Below are 14,665 nucleotides of genomic sequence, written 5' to 3'. Positions count from 1 at the left end.
TTAGTCCTCCTTTTTTACGATTTTCGCAAACTCATTTAGATAAATTTCTCTTATCTCATCCACGCTCTCATCGATATCATTTAGCTTAAATCTCTTGCCTCCGCTAACGCCGATCTTTTCAAATTTCACACCAAATTTAGCCGCAAGCGCTTCAAATTTAGCCTCATCTTTCACGCCCACAACCGCTCTTGAAAAGCTCTCATCAAAGATAAAATTTGGCTCTTTAAATTTCACTTCACATTTTACGCCGATGTTTGAGATGCTAGCCATTTTTGCCAGCGTGATAGCAAGACCGCCTACGCCTACGCTATTTGCAAACTCTAAAATTTGCTCTTTATTTGCCTCTATCACTAGGTCCCAAAGGGCTCGCTCAGCTTTATAATCAACCTCTTTTAGCTTTCCGCCAACCACGTTAAATAGCGCCTTTGCGTAAAGAGAAGCTGCAAATTCACCGCTTGTCTCACCAAGCAAGTAAATCGCCCTACCCTCGCTTAAAAATGTGCTTTTTAGGTTTAAATTTGCATCTTCATTTACACCAACCGTGACGATGGCTGGCGTTGGATAGACGCTAACGCCGTCAGTGTCGTTATAAAGGCTCACGTTGCCACTAACAACTGGCGTATTTAGCTCACGGCAAGCCTCTTTTATGCCTTCACATCCCTCTTTAAACTGCCACATTACCTCTGGATTTTGCGGGTTGCCGTAGTTTAGGCAGTCAGTTATCGCAAGTGGCACAGCGCCGCTCATCGCCACCTTTCTGCCAGCTGCAGCAACTGCTCTTGCAGCGCCAACTTTTGGATCAACGAAATTTGCCCTAGGATCGCACTGTGCGGCCATAGAGACGGCCTTTTTAGTGCCTTTTACTCTGATACTTGCAGCGCCCAAGCAACCTGGCTGTTTTATCGTATTTGTCTGGATATTTGCATCGTATTGATCGTAGATAAAGCTTTTATTTAGCACCTCTGGCTCTTTTAAAAGCTTGAAAAATGCGCTTTTGTTATCAACATTATTTGGAATTTTTAAATTTGCTATCTCGTCAAGGTATTTTGGACGTGCGACTGGGCGATCAAGCACCGGAGCTGCCTCGCTAAGTGGGCCGATAGGGATTTCACCTGCCAGCTCACTGTGCCAGTAAAGCTGCATCACACCGCTACTTGTGACCTCACCGATGATCTCAGCGTCAAGGTCCCACTTTCTAAAAATTTCAAGTACCTTTTGCTCGTAACCTTTTTTGGCGCATATTAGCATACGCTCTTGAGACTCGCTTAGCATCAGCTCATAAGGCGTCATGCCAACTTCGCGCATCGGTACGCGCTCTAAATACATCTTCATACCGCTGCCGCTTCTGCCAGCCATCTCAAAGCTAGAGCTTGTAAGTCCTGCTGCGCCCATATCTTGGATGCCGATGATGTAGTCTTTTTTAAAGAGCTCTAAGCATGCCTCCATGAGCAGTTTCTCGGCAAATGGGTCGCCTACTTGCACCGTTGGGCGAAGTGATTTATTTTCGTCGTTAAAGCTATCACTCGCCATCACAGCGCCGCCAAGTCCGTCTCTACCGGTCTTTGAGCCCACGTAAATGACTGGGTTGCCCACACCTTCAGCCTTGCCGTAGAAAATTTCATCACTTTTGCAAAGGCCAAGCGCGAAGGCGTTGATTAGGATATTGCCATTAAAGCTGGGATCGAAGGTAGTTTCGCCACCGATCGTTGGGATACCCATGCAGTTGCCGTAGTGTCCGATGCCAGCGACACTTCCTTTTAGCAGATATCTATGCTTTTTAGCTAGCTCGCTCTCGCCTCTTATCTCGCCAAAACGAAGTGAGTTCATGTTTGCAACAACTCTTGCGCCCATCGTAAAGACATCTCTTAAAATTCCACCAACGCCAGTTGCAGCGCCCTGAAACGGCTCGATAAAGCTTGGGTGGTTGTGACTCTCCATCTTAAACACAGCCGCAACCCCGTCGCCAACGTCGATGACGCCAGCATTTTCACCAGGTCCTTGGATGACCCAAGGTGCCTTTGTCGGAAAGCCGTTTAGATATTTTTTGCTTGATTTGTAGCTGCAGTGCTCGCTCCACATCGCCGAAAATATGCCAAGCTCTAGTAAATTTGGCTCACGGCCTAAAATTTTTAAGATCTCCTCATACTCTTCGTCGCTGATTTTATGTGCTTGTATGGTAGCTTTATCCATTGATGTAACCTTTTAAGAATTTTAAGCTATTTTACAACCTTGCTTATAAAAAGTTACTAAAAAGCCTTTTGGAATTTACTAAAACAAAGCACATTTGAGAGAATTTTGCCTTGATTTACAAGGTCACTTTCGATAAATGTTTTATAAAAATTTTGCGTTAGCGTCTCAGCCTTAATCTTCTCTTCATCTTCGCTTGAAAGGTTGAAATAATATTTCGTCTCTCTTAGAAAAAAGCCTCGTTCATTAGATATATCTGAGTTTAAGATCACTGCAAAAAAGCCATTTTTCAAAGGGTGATTTGTCACACTTTTTACTTTTATCACCTCTTTGCCACCTGCAAAAGCTTCGCAAACTGGCATGCCATTTGTGCTATAAACTACGCTTTTGATAGCTTTATTTGAAATTTCATAAAATTTGATATTTTTTGCATTTGCTAGCTCCTCTATGTCACTAGTATTTGACAAGATAAGCTCATGATTTGTGTCCAAATTTTTAACAAGCACCATTACGTCTGCTTCGCTGCCTTGCATGAGATCACCAAGAGTGCTAAATCCTGCATTTGTGCTGGCTGCTTTTATCTCAGCCTTGCCAACAATGTTTGCAAATTTATTAAAATCATCTAGGCTGTTTTGCAGCTTATAAAATTTCATCTCGTGCAAGGTTTCGTTATTTTCAAGATAGAGTAAATTTGTCTCATCGCTTGGATTTAGAATTTGCTTGCTAGCACACCCAGCAAAAAAGATAACAGCAGCTAAAAGTAGAAATTTTGCCCTCATTTTTCCCACACAAGATAGATATAAATTTAAATGCCCCCTAGCGTAAATGGCTAGAGAGCGGTAGAAATTTGTTTTTACGCTTTGAAAACTTTTTCAAGATGCGCCTCATACTCTTTTAGGTATCTTGGCACGTCTGGCATTTTGATGACATCGCAGCAGATAAAGTGTGGAAGCGACTTTAAGCCCATAAATTCATTTGCCTTTCTAAAATGAAAATAAACCCCATCAACCCCGCGCGCCTCAAAAAACTCATTTGGATCGCTAAATGCCTCGGCTGGGGCATTCCAAGTAAGACTTAGCATAAAATTCTTACCATTTAACAAGCCGCCTTTGCCGTAGTTTTTCGCAGGATCTACCCTGTGCCTGCCATCACTCGTATAAAGCTTGCCATGACCTGCCGTAAAGACCTCGTCGATATATTTTTTCACTATCCAAGGCTCGCCCATCCACCAAGCTGGCATCTGCCAAACTACAGCGTCCATCCAGAGAAATTTCTCAACTTCAGCCTCGATGTCATAGCCTTGATCTATCACGGTTTGTTTTACCTCGTGACCCATTTTCGCTAATTTTTCGCACGCAAGATCGTGAAGTGTTTGATTGAGCCTGCCATCTGAATGGCCAAATTTTTTGCCACCATTTAAAAGTAAAATTTTCATATTCTCTCCTTTAAAAAGCGCAAATTTTAACCAAAAAAAGTATCATTTTCCTAAACAAAAATGACTAAACATCTCGTCTAAAATTTCACTTCTCTCAAATGGCTTTGTGATACTTGCGAGTGCCTTTATCGCACTATTTAGCTCATAAGCAAAAATTTCTAACTCCTCTTCACTTAGCCTTAAAAATGCTCTTTTTAAAGCCTCGCTCGCCTCTTTGCAGCTTAAAATTTGGCGGTTTGAGCTTAGCATGATCTCGTCGGTGTCTTGCGTCTTGAGGTAGCCCTCAAGCTCTTTTAAAACTACGCTTGTATCATTTTTTGCTGAAATTTTGATAGCGCCCTCTAACTCTATGTCAAATTTAAACGCAAGATCGCTTTTATTTAGGACGAAAAAGGCTTTTTTGTTTGAGTTAGAAACGAGCCTAATTATCTCCTTATCTTGCTCGTCGCTTGGGCAAGAGCCGTCAAAGACAGCTAGGATGATGTCGGTCTCGTTTATGGCTGAGATCGAGTAGTTTATGCCGATTTGTTCGATCTTTCCAGCATCTTTTCTGATGCCTGCGGTGTCTATAATGCGAACTAGATGCGAGCCGATCTTGAAATTTTCTTCTATCCTATCTCTAGTTGTGCCAGCCTCGTCGCTGACGATCGCTCTTTCGTATGCCAAAAATGAATTTAAAATGGAGCTTTTACCCACATTTGGCTTGCCAACGATAGCGATTTTAAAGCCATCGATCAGCCCTCTTCTTTGCTCGCTAAGAGTGGCTATGCGCTCTAGCTTCTCGCTATTTTTTAAAAGCATCTGCTTAGTCTGCTCTAGCAAATTTGCAGGTAGATCATCATCAGCATAGTCGATCATCGTCTCAACAAAGGCAAGAGTTTTGACCACTTCGCCCCTGATCTCGCCTACAAATTTACTAAGATCGCCTTGCATCTGGCGGGTCAAAATTTTAGCAGCGATCTCACTTTTTGAAGTGATAAGCCCTTGCATCGCCTCGGCCTTGGCTAGATCCATCTTGCCATTTAAAAATGCTCGCTTGCTAAACTCGCCAGGCATTGCAAGCCTAGCTCCAGCTCTTATTAGCTCATTTAAAATTCTCTCGCTCACCATAACGCCACCATGAGTTTGAAACTCGACGATATCCTCGCCAGTAAAGCTTGCTGGGCCTTTAAAATATATAACGATACCCTCGTCTAAAATTTCATCATCAAGGGAGTAAATTTTGGCTAGTTTTGCGTATCTTGGCTCTAAATTTGAAAGTTTAAGTAGTTTTAAAGAGGTGGCCAGGGCGTCCTTGCCGCTAAGCCTTACGATAGAAACTGAGCCGATGCCATACGCTGTGGCAAGGGCTGCGATAGTTTCACTCATTTTTTGAAAAAGTCATTTACGACGACAAATTTGCCGTCATTGCCGCTTTTTATGCCGACATATTTATCTGGGAATTTCTCTCTAAGCTTCTCAAGCGCGATCTTAACTAAAACTCCGTCAAGTGGCTTAGTTTGGGCTCTACCGCTATTTTGCACACGCTCGATCACACCATTTAGATATTGATCCATCATCGCTTCTTGATTTTGCAAAAATTGCGCGATCTCAAGGCGGATAGCGAGGTTGTATTTTGAATTTAGCCAGTTATAGAGCATATAAGAGATCGCTTTATATCTATAGCCCTCTTTGCCTATAAGTAGCGCCGCGTCAGCACCGTCTAGCTCGATAAGCACGGTCTCATCGTTAAATTTACTAACTTCTACCTTGTCTATCTCAAAGCAGCTTGCTTTAAAAAGACGCGTCATGCCATCTTTTATCTCAGGTAAAATTTTATCAAAGTCGATTACAACTTTCTCTTTTTTCTCTTTTGGTAAAGCTTGAGGCGCGCTCTCTTCATCAGTTTGGTTGAAATTTTCGATGATTGAAGTATCTAGGATATTTTTAGGAGCACTTTTGCTAACTTGTGGCTCTTTTGTCCCTTTAGTCTCTTTTTGCTCTTTTGGCTCATCAAGTCTTTTTATGACATATCCTGGCTCTTCAGCCTCTTTTTCACCCTTTTCGGCAAAGGCATCTTTTGCAAGAGCTGAGTTTTTCTCGCTTAAATTTTGCTTTTCGTTTTTATGCTCTTTTTGCTCAGGCTTAGCCTCATTTTTCTCATCTTTATGCTTTTTAGGATTTCGCTTTTTATCATTATGATCGTGTTTTTTGCTCTGTTTTTTCTCTTCTTTTGCAGGCTCGTTTTCATCGCTTTTTTTAGCAAAATTTCTATCATTTTTTGGTTTTTGCTGTGGTTTTGGCTGATTTTCTAAATTTGCCTCAATGATCGCTGTCTTTTTAAAAAATCCAAAAAATCCACCGCTTGGGTGTTGCAAGACCTTTATATCAAGCTCAGTAACCGAGCAGTTAAGCTGCTCGGCTGCCTTTTGAAATGCCTCTTGGAGAGTATTTGCTTCTATTTTCATTAAGCCTTTACCTCCGCAGCTTTTTTATGTTTTTCAAAAAGTTTATTTACAAAGACTTGTTGAACGACTGAACAAACGTTATTTACAAACCAGTAAAGCGTAAGACCTGCTGGGAATGTCACAAAGAAAAATGTGAAGATCAAAGGCAAGAATTTCATAACCTTTTCTTGCATAGGATCGGTAAATGTCGTTGGTGTAAGTTTTTGTTGTAAAAACATCGTTAGACCCATTAAGATAGGCAGCACAAAGTATGGATCCATCACTGAAAGATCGTGTATCCAAAGTATCCAAGGAGCACCTTTTAGCTCGATCGCATTTAGTAAAACGCGGTAGATCGCAAAAAATACCGGAATTTGAAGCAAGATCGGCAAGCAGCCGCCCATCGGGTTTGCGCCATGTTTTTTATATAGCTCCATCATATGGACTTGCATCTTTTGCTTATCGTCTTTATATTTTGTTTGGATCTCTTTTACCTTTGGAGCAAGCTCTTTTAGCTTATTCATCGATAGCATACCCTTATATGTAAGCGGGAATAAAATTATCCTTATAACAAGCGTTAGCACAACTATCGCCCAGCCCCAGTTGCCAATGTAGTTATGCAAGAAATTTAAGAACGCAAACATCGGCTTTGCTATAAATGTAAACCAACCATACTCGATAACGTCGTTTAGTCTCTCATCCATCGAGCTTAAAATTTTATGCTCTTTTGGCCCGATATAAGCGCCTAGTTTTAGACTATCGTTTGCCTTTACAAAAACGATAGGATTGTTATTTACATCTTTATCTACAACTGCTTCAAATGGCTTATTAAACGAGTAAAATAGCGCTGTGTAGTATCTATCAGATGCAGCTGCTATAGTTGTGTTTGCATAGTTTTTAACCTCTTTTGCATCGCCATCTTCTATGATATTTAGGCTATCGTCTGTATTTCTAAGCATGACACCATGAACTGTGTAGCTATCAATCGCGATATTTGGCCTAAAGCCAGGAGTGATGAAATAATCAACACTTTTACTTAAATTTACTTCAACTTCATAGCGACCATTTGGATAAAATTTGATATTTTTTGTAACAGTAACGCCATCTAAATTTTGAATGAGTTTTATGGTTTTAGGCTCGCTGCTAGCATCTAGCTCGCTAGTGTCACTGCTATATGCAACCTTAAAAGCATCAGTATTTAAAGTACTATCGTTAAATCTAAGCTCAAGCGGTAATGGATTTTGTGAAACAAGCTCGATTTTGTTGCCATCTTCTGTTTTATACTTATCTTCGGTGAGATAAAATTTCGCAATCCTGCCCAGCTTATCTATCTTTGCTTCGTAGCTTTGACCTTTGATGGTAGCGATTATCTCGTTTGAAGCTAAATTTTCATTTGATTTTGGAGTATCGTTAGCAGAGGCTGGAGCTTTGCTTTGATCCATTGTTTGAGAGATCGTTGTCTGGTTTTGCTCTAGTGGAGCTCTTTTTGGCATAAAAAAGTCATATACTATAAAAAATACGATAGACAAAAGTGCTGCAAGAAGCAGTCTTTTTTGCATAGACATCTGTTCCATTTAATTTTTTTCCTTTAATTTATCTAATACTTTTACGACATAAAATTTACTATTTTGGCAAGGGATAAACCAGAAATTTACATTTTTGGTATCGCTTTTTTGAAATATAAAACATGAGTTAAATTTTTTGCGGATGATTGGGTAGTTGATACCGCCTTTGAAAAGTTGATTGCATCTTAAAATTCGCATAAATGTTGCAAAAAAAGCAGAGAAAAAGCTATTTGTTTGAAATTCCCAAATGGCGTATTGTGAGCAAGTCGGATAGTAGCGACAGCTTTTTGGCAGAAGTATGGAAATATATTTTTGATAAAAAGCGATAAATTTAATCGCAAATTTTTTCATTTTAGACATCCCATTTTTTTTGTAGACCAGCTCAAATTTTTACAAATTTTGTCAAATGAAATTTCTGTAATTCCATTTTTTGCGACCATAATGTAAGTGCCATCTTTTAGCTCATTAGAAATAGAAAAAAAAGCAGCTCTTAAAAGTCTCTTTGCTCTATTTCTAACTACTGCTTTTCCCACTTTTTTGCTAGCAACAACTGCTAATTTTTTTTCAATTGTAGGTTTATAAAAAACTACGCAAGCGTCGCAGTGCCATTTACTGGCCTCTTTATAAACCTGAGAAAATTCTCTCGAGTCACTTAGTGACTCAAAACCAGCTAAGCAGCCAATCTTTTTCTACCTTTAGCACGTCTAGCGTTGATAACCTTGCGGCCATTTTTAGTTTTCATTCTTAAACGAAAGCCGTGAGTGCGTTTTTTAGGGGTTTTATGAGGTTGATAAGTCCTTTTCATTTCTATCCTTAAAGTTAATATAAAAAGTGGGATTTTATCAAAGCAATACTTAAATTCCTTTGAATAAATCAGCCCGAAAAAACTATAATTTAAACTTTAAGTAAATCAAGTTATAATCCAAAAATGAAATTTCATAAAAATAAAGATCTCTTAGAAAAATTACTTTTTTTAAAAGCGATCGGTTACAATTTTATAGATGAAAATTTTCTTAATTTAAGTAAATATCAAGATTATAACAGTATAGACGAGCTAAATAGTGAGATAAAAAAGTGCTCTCTTTGCTTTTTGAGAAACAGTTCAAAGTGTGTTTTTACTGGTTTTGGCGATAAAAATAGCAAGATAATGTTTGTCTCGCTTTGCAAAAAAGATGATTATTTTGAAGGCACAAGTGGCAAAATTTTAGAAAATGCTATAAACAATGGCTTAAATTTAGAAAAAGATAGTGTTTATATAAGCTTGCTTTTGCGCTGTGAAATTTCAAATAGTGACGCGAAAAATCCAGCGTTAAAGAGCTCGTTTGAGCTTTGTAGGCCATATCTTTTAGAAGAGATAAGACTTATTAAGCCAAAAATTATCATCACTTTAGGAGAGGAAGCTTTCATGCATCTTTATCCAAATTTGCTCTCAAAGGGCGGATTTTCAAGCATAAGAGGGAGCATTTTAAAAGATGATGATAGGTTTATAATGCCAACTTTTTCACCAGAGTGGATCAGTAAAAACCCAAGTTTTGAAGAAAATTTTATAGATGATTTAAAAAAAATCAAGGGAGTGATATGAAAAGAATTTTTCTTTTTTTAGTTATATTTATAAGCCTTCTTGCAGCGCAAAATGAAGCCTTCAGCGAGATGCAAGACGAGATCACTGAGGCAAAATTTGAAAGCAACATCACTAAAAATCAAAGCCTCTCAAGCATACCGCCAGCAAAGATCACTTACATAAATTTAGAGCCAGAATTTTGTGATAGCTCTTGCCTAAATGAGCTTATTAAGAGCGACATGCTAGCTAGTTTTATGGCGAGATTTGAGCCAGCAAAGATAGATGATAAGGCACTTTTGGACCTTTACACTTCGCTTGGTGGAGAGATGGTTTTAAAGCTTGCACAAAGCGACAAGATAGCAGTCATCATCCCTCAAAAGGTCATAAAATCATACGCAAATGTCGTATCAAACGCGATCTTAAGCTACATCTTAAAGCAAGATACAAATGTCGAAGTGAAATTTATAAATAGCAGTGACGAGAGTTTGCCTAGCCTTCAAAACGCGCTTCAAAACGCTAGAAACGAGGGTTTTATCTACTTTATAGCAGCCCTTACTCAAAATGGCGCAAACACGTTAAATTCTCTCATCTTGCCAAACGAACTCATCTACATCCCAAGCGTTCATAGCTCTTTTGTGGTAGCTCCAAAGCCAAATTTGATCTTTGGCGGAGTTGATTACAAAGCACAAATTTCAGCCCTGCTCGCTTTTGCCAACGAAAAAATAGTCGCCTTTGACGATGGTAGCGCGCTAGCACAAAAGCTAAATGAGTATGTACGCATGCAAAGTAGCGACTACTACGAGAGCTCGATCACAGGTAAAGATATAAATTTAAACGATACTTTAAGCAAAAAGCCTAAATTTGATAACGCAAGCATCTTTTTAAACATCCCTATAGTTAAAGCTTCTCTTGTGGCAACGCAGATGAGAGGCTTTGAGATAAAGCCTTACGCGCTTTTAAGCACGCAGATAAATTTCTTGCCAAATATCTTTAGCGCCATCACACAAAGAGATAGGCAAAACCTCTTTGTGGCAAATTCGCTAAATTTACTTGATGAGAGTTTTTTAGGGCTTGGAGATCTTTTTGGAGTTGATTTTAGATACTCACAGATCGGCTACTCAAGTGCCTTGGGAGTGGAGTATATCTATACAAATTTCATAAACAAAAGTGCCAGCAAAATTTTTGCTGAGAGGGTTGAGGGCTCGCAAGTTTTATATGATGTGAAAATTTATGATACAAAAAGCGATCACTTTAATGAGGTAAATTCGCAGGAGCAAAACAGCACAAGCGGGATTTAGCAGTTTTGCTTGCTAAAATTTAACCTCATTTATGTAAGCTTTCATGCTCTCATCTATCTTTGCTAGCCTGCCCTCTTTCATAAAAGCTAGCGTGATAGTCGCTTTAAAGAGCACTTTTTCGGCATCTTTTTCATCAAATTTATAAATTTCTTGCTCTAAAACAAGGCTTGCCTTTTTAAGCTCTATGAGCTTTGTTCTCACAAAAACCTCGTCGCCAAGCACGGCTGAAGCGAGAAATTTAGCCTCAAGAGCTGAAACGACAAAGTATCCACCCTCTTTTGTGAAATTTAGCCCAGCCTCAAAAAACGCCTCACTTCTGGCTCGCTCGCAATATTTAATATAGTTTGTATGATAGACAATGCCGCCTGCATCGGTATCTTCGTAATAAATTCTTATCTTCACTGCAAAGCTCCTTTAAATTTTCATTTGCTCTTACTAGGCTTGCCTTTAGCACCTCTAGTTATCGTAAGCGACTGATCATAAAATAAAATAAGCACCACCGAAACGCCCACACCTAAGGCTAGCGAGACCGTCGTAGTCGTGATAGCATTATCAAAAAATATGATCAAATACTCATTTTTCTTAGCGATACTTGCCTCATTTAAAAATGAAAACAGTGCCAAAATGCCTTTATACGCATAAACCCCTGGCACCATCGGCAAAAGCGCTGGAAATGCAATGATCTCAGCTGGCACCTTTAGCCGTTTGGCAAAGAGCATACCTAAAATTCCACTCATAAAAGAGACGATGAGTGTTGCGACGCTGATGTTAAAAAATCCCATCTGCATGATCCAAAAACGGCTAGCATGCGCAAATGCAGCAAGCAAGGCACAAAAGATAAGAGTTCTTTTTGGAGGCGAGCTAGCATAGGCAAAGCCAAGTCCAGCCACCGCGGCAAAGCCAGCATCTACAAGCGTTTCGCTTAAAAGCTCAAACATTTAATATCTCCGCACTGCTAAGCGTTAGCGTGATATAGACGCCAACAGCCATGCAAAGTATGAGGATGCCCGTGCTTATGGCCCTACTGATGCCAACAAGAGTGTTGTCATTTAGGATGTCAAAGACTGAATTTATAAGAAAAACGCCCGGCATCATAAAGAGCACAGACGAGCCTATCGCCACGTCGCTTGTGTGCGTAAGCCCGTAAGATACGCCAAGATAGGCGATAAATGAGACGACAAATGAGGTCAATACGTATTGAATTTTTAAATTTACGCCCATTTTCGCAAGGGCAAATTTAAGAGTGTAGCCAACAAGCGTTGCGAAAAATATACAAACAACTGAGCCAGCGTCGCCTCCAAAAAGTCTGCAAAATGCTGCATTTGCAAGGCTTATCAAGATAAGTGAGCTAGCAAATTTATTTGCACTGACACTCATCACGCCCTCAAAGCTCTCTTTAGCTTCATCTAAGCTCAAACCCTCATCTAAAATTTGCCAGCTAAGCGAGGATAGTTCGGAAATTCTATTAAAACTAATGTGCCCTAGAGGGATCTTTCTCACATAAGTTCGGCGCAAGGAGTTATCCTGTGAGTCCATCACGCTAATGGTAAAATATTTCACAAAAATGGTCACGCTAACGTCGTATCCATAGTGCTTAGCTATGCGGTCGACACACTTTTCTACGCGCGCAGTATATGTGCCAGCACTCACCATAGCTGTCGTATATTCGGCTAAAAAATTCGTTAAGATTTGAATATCAGGCTTGGCGTTCATTTTGACTGATCTTAAATTTCACAAAAAACAAAATGAGCTGCAAGACAAGCATCACTTTCATCACATATTCGCTAGCGCTATGCATCTTGGCAAACTCCGCTGTCTGCGTCGCCTCTGCGCCAAGACTTTGAGCATGCACGATAAAAGGCGTAAAGATGAAGACAAAGCTTAGCGCTAGGGCTAAGTTTAAAAACGAGAGCATAAATGTGCTAAATTTCAGTGAAAATGCAAGCTTTTTTCTTAGATCAAAGAGCTCGCTAACTGCCACAAATGCGCTTACAAATAGCAAAACGTAGTTAAATTTTAAAAATATCTTTGTCATCATCTGTCCGCTCATAAAATGCGTCAGCACCCCCTCGCCTATGATGCTTTGCGGGAAAAATATGACTGGTGCGACCAAAATTCCAAGCGTTAGCTCAGTGCCTATCACCGCTGCTAATAGTAAAAAATAGATACTTCTCAATCTCTCTCCTTTATAGTTTTAATCTCGCGCAAAAGCCCCTGTCAAAGCCCGCTAAGTCCTTGTAAAAAGCGCTTTTATAGCCATTAAATTTTAGCGCCATCTCCATGCTCGCTCTTTGATCATAGCCCATTTCGCAGGCGATATCTTTTATGCCGCGATTTCTAGCGATAAGGATGATATTTTTTAAAATTTCATCTCCGACCTCGCCGCCAAATAGCGCCTCATGCGGCTCGTTTATCACAAATTTATCAAGCTTATAGTCTCGTGCGATATAAGGCGGGTTTGAGACCAAGATGTCGATACCACCAGAAATTTCGTCGATATATGAGCATTTTACAAAGTCGATCTTCTCGCTTACATTAAATTTAAGCGCATTTTTTTTAGCTAAATTTAGCGCCTTTTCATTTATATCGGTGGCTACTATTTTTGCATCACTTTTAAGGGCTAGCATGACGCTTATTATCCCGCTACCAGTGCCGATCTCAGCGATCTTTGGCGCTTTATAGCTGCTTGCAATCTCAAGCACTTTATCAACTAAAATTTCAGTCTCTGGGCGAGGTATCAAAACGCCACTTTCTACTTCAAACTCCATCCCATAAAAGCTAGCCTTGCCGGTAATGTACTCAAGCGGTTCGTAGTTTTCAAAGCGCTTTATAAGGGCAAAGTAGCCACTCTCATCAAATTCGCTCTTTTGGTTTAAAAATATCCACTCTACGCTCACATCAAGGTAGCTCATGAGCAAAATTTTAGCCACTCTGCTTGGGTTTTCACAAAGCGGCTTCAGCCTTAAATTTGCCTGCTTTAAAGCCTCTTCAACTCTCATTTTCTAGCTCATTTATCCGCTCAAAAAGGCTTGGGTGCGAGTGATAGACAAATGAGTAAAGCCAGTGCGACTTTGGAAATGCTTTGTTTTCGCTGCCAAGCTTGGTTAGGGCGTTTATCATGTCAGTTTTGTTTGAAATTTCTTTTGAAAATCTATCTGCGCCAAATTCATTTTTGCGGCTAAAGTGCGAGATGATCGGCGAGAAAAGAAAACTAAAAATAGGCGAGAAAAGCACCAAAAAGATGATGATACTAGCGCCATTTTGCCCTAGTCCTATCGCCTCGTATGCGCTTGCACCCACGTTTCCAAAGATAAAAAATAGACAAAATAGCATGACCGCACTTAGCGCTATCATCTTTAGGATATCTTTATGCTTAAAGTGCCCAAGCTCGTGACCCAAAACCGCCACGATCTCCTCGGTGCTTAGCTTTTTTATCAGCGTGTCAAAAAGCACCACTCGCTTTGTCGCTCCAAGTCCGCCAAAATAGGCGTTTAAGCGGTTGTCGCGCTTGCTAGCGTCTATCGTAAAAACGCCGCTACTTTTAAAGCCGCATTTTTCAAGCAAACCCTCTATCTTGCCCTTTAGCTCGCCATCTTCAAGCGGCGACATCTTATTAAAAATAGGCGCGATGAGCGTTGGATATATCAAATTTATAATTAAAGCGATGCCAAAACTTAGCAAAAACGCCCAAAACCACCAAAAATCGCCAAGGAAATTTATGCAAAGAAGCACGAGCCAAACGAAGGCCGAGCCAAAAATGAGCATTAGCGCTAGCGACTTTATAGTATCAACCAAAAATATCTTTGCGCTCATATTTGAAAAGCCAAGCTTTTTGTCTTTTACAAAGCTCTCGTAGATATTTAGTGGCAGATCAAGCAGCGACGAGATCAGCAAAAAGCTCATCACAAAGAGGATATTTTCAAACGTAGTGCCATCTTTTAGACAAGCGTTTGAGAGCATTTTTAGCCCAAAGCTTATCCACGCAAAGAAAATGATGGCGTGATAGATGAGGCTAAAAATTTCAAATTTTAGATTTGTCACGGCGGCAACTGCGGCGTTTTTGTATTCGCTCTCTTCAAGCACGACTGGCTCTTTTTTGACTTCAGCTCTTACAAAGCCGATCTGTAAATTCGCCAAAAAAAGCTTAAAAATCACATAAAAAATATAGATAAATAAAAGTGTATAAAACATAT

General features: G+C 39.9%; 17 protein-coding genes. 2 read left to right on the top strand and 15 right to left on the bottom strand.

The features are described from left to right. The 9 genes from purL to rpmH form a co-directional block, all read right to left on the bottom strand. On the bottom strand, positions 1 to 2,190 hold the full coding sequence (purL, locus tag F3G98_RS04505) for a phosphoribosylformylglycinamidine synthase subunit PurL (RefSeq protein WP_103635590.1): 2,190 nt from the start codon (positions 2,188 to 2,190) through the stop codon (positions 1 to 3). A 56-nt stretch (positions 2,191 to 2,246) separates the two neighbouring features. Next, entirely contained in the window at positions 2,247 to 2,966 is a 720-nt protein-coding gene (locus F3G98_RS04500) for a DUF8095 domain-containing protein (RefSeq protein WP_149725798.1), read from the bottom strand. 74 nt (positions 2,967 to 3,040) lie between these two features. After that, a complete protein-coding gene (locus tag F3G98_RS04495) occupies positions 3,041 to 3,622 on the bottom strand; it encodes an NAD(P)H-dependent oxidoreductase (protein ID WP_103608836.1) in 582 nt (193 codons plus the stop codon). A 42-nt stretch (positions 3,623 to 3,664) separates the two neighbouring features. Beyond that, entirely contained in the window at positions 3,665 to 4,990 is a 1,326-nt protein-coding gene (gene mnmE, locus F3G98_RS04490; protein ID WP_103581681.1) for a tRNA uridine-5-carboxymethylaminomethyl(34) synthesis GTPase MnmE, read from the bottom strand. Beyond that, complete coding sequence (locus F3G98_RS04485) at positions 4,987 to 6,069, bottom strand: Jag N-terminal domain-containing protein (RefSeq protein ID WP_103608835.1); 1,083 nt, start codon at positions 6,067 to 6,069, stop codon at positions 4,987 to 4,989. The genes mnmE and F3G98_RS04485 overlap by 4 nt, the downstream gene beginning before the upstream one ends. Continuing rightward, complete coding sequence (gene yidC, locus F3G98_RS04480; RefSeq protein WP_103608834.1) at positions 6,069 to 7,622, bottom strand: membrane protein insertase YidC; 1,554 nt, start codon at positions 7,620 to 7,622, stop codon at positions 6,069 to 6,071. Before yidC ends, F3G98_RS04485 begins: the two co-directional genes overlap by 1 nt. Then, the gene (gene yidD, locus F3G98_RS04475) at positions 7,623 to 7,964 is read right to left on the bottom strand and encodes a membrane protein insertion efficiency factor YidD (protein WP_002940252.1); all 342 of its coding nucleotides are present in this window, start codon (positions 7,962 to 7,964) and stop codon (positions 7,623 to 7,625) included. It lies immediately after the preceding gene. Further along, positions 7,961 to 8,296, bottom strand: coding sequence for a ribonuclease P protein component (rnpA, locus tag F3G98_RS04470; RefSeq protein WP_035142427.1), 336 nt, complete (start codon positions 8,294 to 8,296; stop codon positions 7,961 to 7,963). The genes yidD and rnpA overlap by 4 nt, the downstream gene beginning before the upstream one ends. Next, a complete protein-coding gene (gene rpmH / locus F3G98_RS04465) occupies positions 8,284 to 8,418 on the bottom strand; it encodes a 50S ribosomal protein L34 (protein ID WP_002940373.1) in 135 nt (44 codons plus the stop codon). Before rpmH ends, rnpA begins: the two co-directional genes overlap by 13 nt. 285 nt (positions 8,419 to 8,703) lie before the next feature. Between rpmH and F3G98_RS04460 the strand changes: the two genes are divergently transcribed. Together F3G98_RS04460 and F3G98_RS04455 are read left to right on the top strand one after the other, a co-directional pair. Beyond that, complete coding sequence (locus tag F3G98_RS04460) at positions 8,704 to 9,195, top strand: uracil-DNA glycosylase family protein (RefSeq protein WP_223231305.1); 492 nt, start codon at positions 8,704 to 8,706, stop codon at positions 9,193 to 9,195. Beyond that, complete coding sequence (locus F3G98_RS04455; protein ID WP_103608833.1) at positions 9,192 to 10,472, top strand: hypothetical protein; 1,281 nt, start codon at positions 9,192 to 9,194, stop codon at positions 10,470 to 10,472. The genes F3G98_RS04460 and F3G98_RS04455 overlap by 4 nt, the downstream gene beginning before the upstream one ends. A gap of 12 nt (positions 10,473 to 10,484) precedes the next feature. Here F3G98_RS04455 and F3G98_RS04450 read toward each other — a convergent pair whose 3' ends face one another. Genes F3G98_RS04450 through F3G98_RS04425 form a run of 6 tightly spaced genes read right to left on the bottom strand, consistent with a single transcriptional unit; the run spans position 10,485 to position 14,663 of the window. Continuing rightward, positions 10,485 to 10,874, bottom strand: a complete 390-nt coding sequence (locus F3G98_RS04450) for a YbgC/FadM family acyl-CoA thioesterase (RefSeq protein WP_103608832.1) — start codon at positions 10,872 to 10,874, stop codon at positions 10,485 to 10,487. A 20-nt stretch (positions 10,875 to 10,894) separates the two neighbouring features. Next, positions 10,895 to 11,410 carry a threonine/serine exporter family protein gene (locus tag F3G98_RS04445; RefSeq protein ID WP_149725797.1) on the bottom strand — a complete coding sequence of 172 codons (516 nt, stop codon included), beginning with the start codon at positions 11,408 to 11,410 and terminating at the stop codon, positions 10,895 to 10,897. After that, the gene (locus tag F3G98_RS04440; protein ID WP_103608830.1) at positions 11,403 to 12,185 is read right to left on the bottom strand and encodes a threonine/serine exporter family protein; all 783 of its coding nucleotides are present in this window, start codon (positions 12,183 to 12,185) and stop codon (positions 11,403 to 11,405) included. Before F3G98_RS04440 ends, F3G98_RS04445 begins: the two co-directional genes overlap by 8 nt. Continuing rightward, positions 12,169 to 12,648 (bottom strand): DUF4149 domain-containing protein, encoded by a 480-nt coding sequence (locus F3G98_RS04435; protein ID WP_103608829.1) that lies wholly within the window; start codon positions 12,646 to 12,648, stop codon positions 12,169 to 12,171. The genes F3G98_RS04440 and F3G98_RS04435 overlap by 17 nt, the downstream gene beginning before the upstream one ends. A 10-nt stretch (positions 12,649 to 12,658) precedes the next feature. After that, positions 12,659 to 13,471, bottom strand: a complete 813-nt coding sequence (gene prmC, locus F3G98_RS04430) for a peptide chain release factor N(5)-glutamine methyltransferase (RefSeq protein WP_103608828.1) — start codon at positions 13,469 to 13,471, stop codon at positions 12,659 to 12,661. After that, positions 13,461 to 14,663: a M48 family metallopeptidase gene (locus F3G98_RS04425; protein ID WP_149725796.1), complete on the bottom strand. Its 1,203-nt coding sequence runs from the start codon at positions 14,661 to 14,663 to the stop codon at positions 13,461 to 13,463. The genes prmC and F3G98_RS04425 overlap by 11 nt, the downstream gene beginning before the upstream one ends. Between the last annotated feature and the right edge of the window lie 2 nt (positions 14,664 to 14,665).

The sequence above is a fragment of the Campylobacter concisus genome (assembly GCF_902460895.1).
Taxonomy (GTDB): Bacteria; Campylobacterota; Campylobacteria; order Campylobacterales; family Campylobacteraceae; genus Campylobacter_A; species Campylobacter_A concisus_BC.
The sequence above is the reverse complement of the archived record's forward strand: the minus strand, read 5'-3'. Positions and strand labels throughout refer to the sequence as shown.

Excerpts from the sequence above, each read along its gene's own strand:
- purL (WP_103635590.1), bottom strand. The coding sequence starts at position 2,190 with ATGGATAAAGCTACCATACAAGCACATAAAATCAGCGACGAAGAGTAT.
- F3G98_RS04500 (WP_149725798.1), bottom strand. The coding sequence starts at position 2,966 with ATGAGGGCAAAATTTCTACTTTTAGCTGCTGTTATCTTTTTTGCTGGG.
- F3G98_RS04495 (WP_103608836.1), bottom strand. The coding sequence starts at position 3,622 with ATGAAAATTTTACTTTTAAATGGTGGCAAAAAATTTGGCCATTCAGAT.
- mnmE (WP_103581681.1), bottom strand. The coding sequence starts at position 4,990 with ATGAGTGAAACTATCGCAGCCCTTGCCACAGCGTATGGCATCGGCTCA.
- F3G98_RS04485 (WP_103608835.1), bottom strand. The coding sequence starts at position 6,069 with ATGAAAATAGAAGCAAATACTCTCCAAGAGGCATTTCAAAAGGCAGCC.
- yidC (WP_103608834.1), bottom strand. The coding sequence starts at position 7,622 with ATGGAACAGATGTCTATGCAAAAAAGACTGCTTCTTGCAGCACTTTTG.
- yidD (WP_002940252.1), bottom strand. The coding sequence starts at position 7,964 with ATGAAAAAATTTGCGATTAAATTTATCGCTTTTTATCAAAAATATATT.
- rpmH (WP_002940373.1), bottom strand. The coding sequence starts at position 8,418 with ATGAAAAGGACTTATCAACCTCATAAAACCCCTAAAAAACGCACTCAC.
- F3G98_RS04455 (WP_103608833.1), top strand. The coding sequence starts at position 9,192 with ATGAAAAGAATTTTTCTTTTTTTAGTTATATTTATAAGCCTTCTTGCA.
- F3G98_RS04445 (WP_149725797.1), bottom strand. The coding sequence starts at position 11,410 with ATGTTTGAGCTTTTAAGCGAAACGCTTGTAGATGCTGGCTTTGCCGCG.
- F3G98_RS04440 (WP_103608830.1), bottom strand. The coding sequence starts at position 12,185 with ATGAACGCCAAGCCTGATATTCAAATCTTAACGAATTTTTTAGCCGAA.
- prmC (WP_103608828.1), bottom strand. The coding sequence starts at position 13,471 with ATGAGAGTTGAAGAGGCTTTAAAGCAGGCAAATTTAAGGCTGAAGCCG.
- F3G98_RS04425 (WP_149725796.1), bottom strand. The coding sequence starts at position 14,663 with ATGTTTTATACACTTTTATTTATCTATATTTTTTATGTGATTTTTAAG.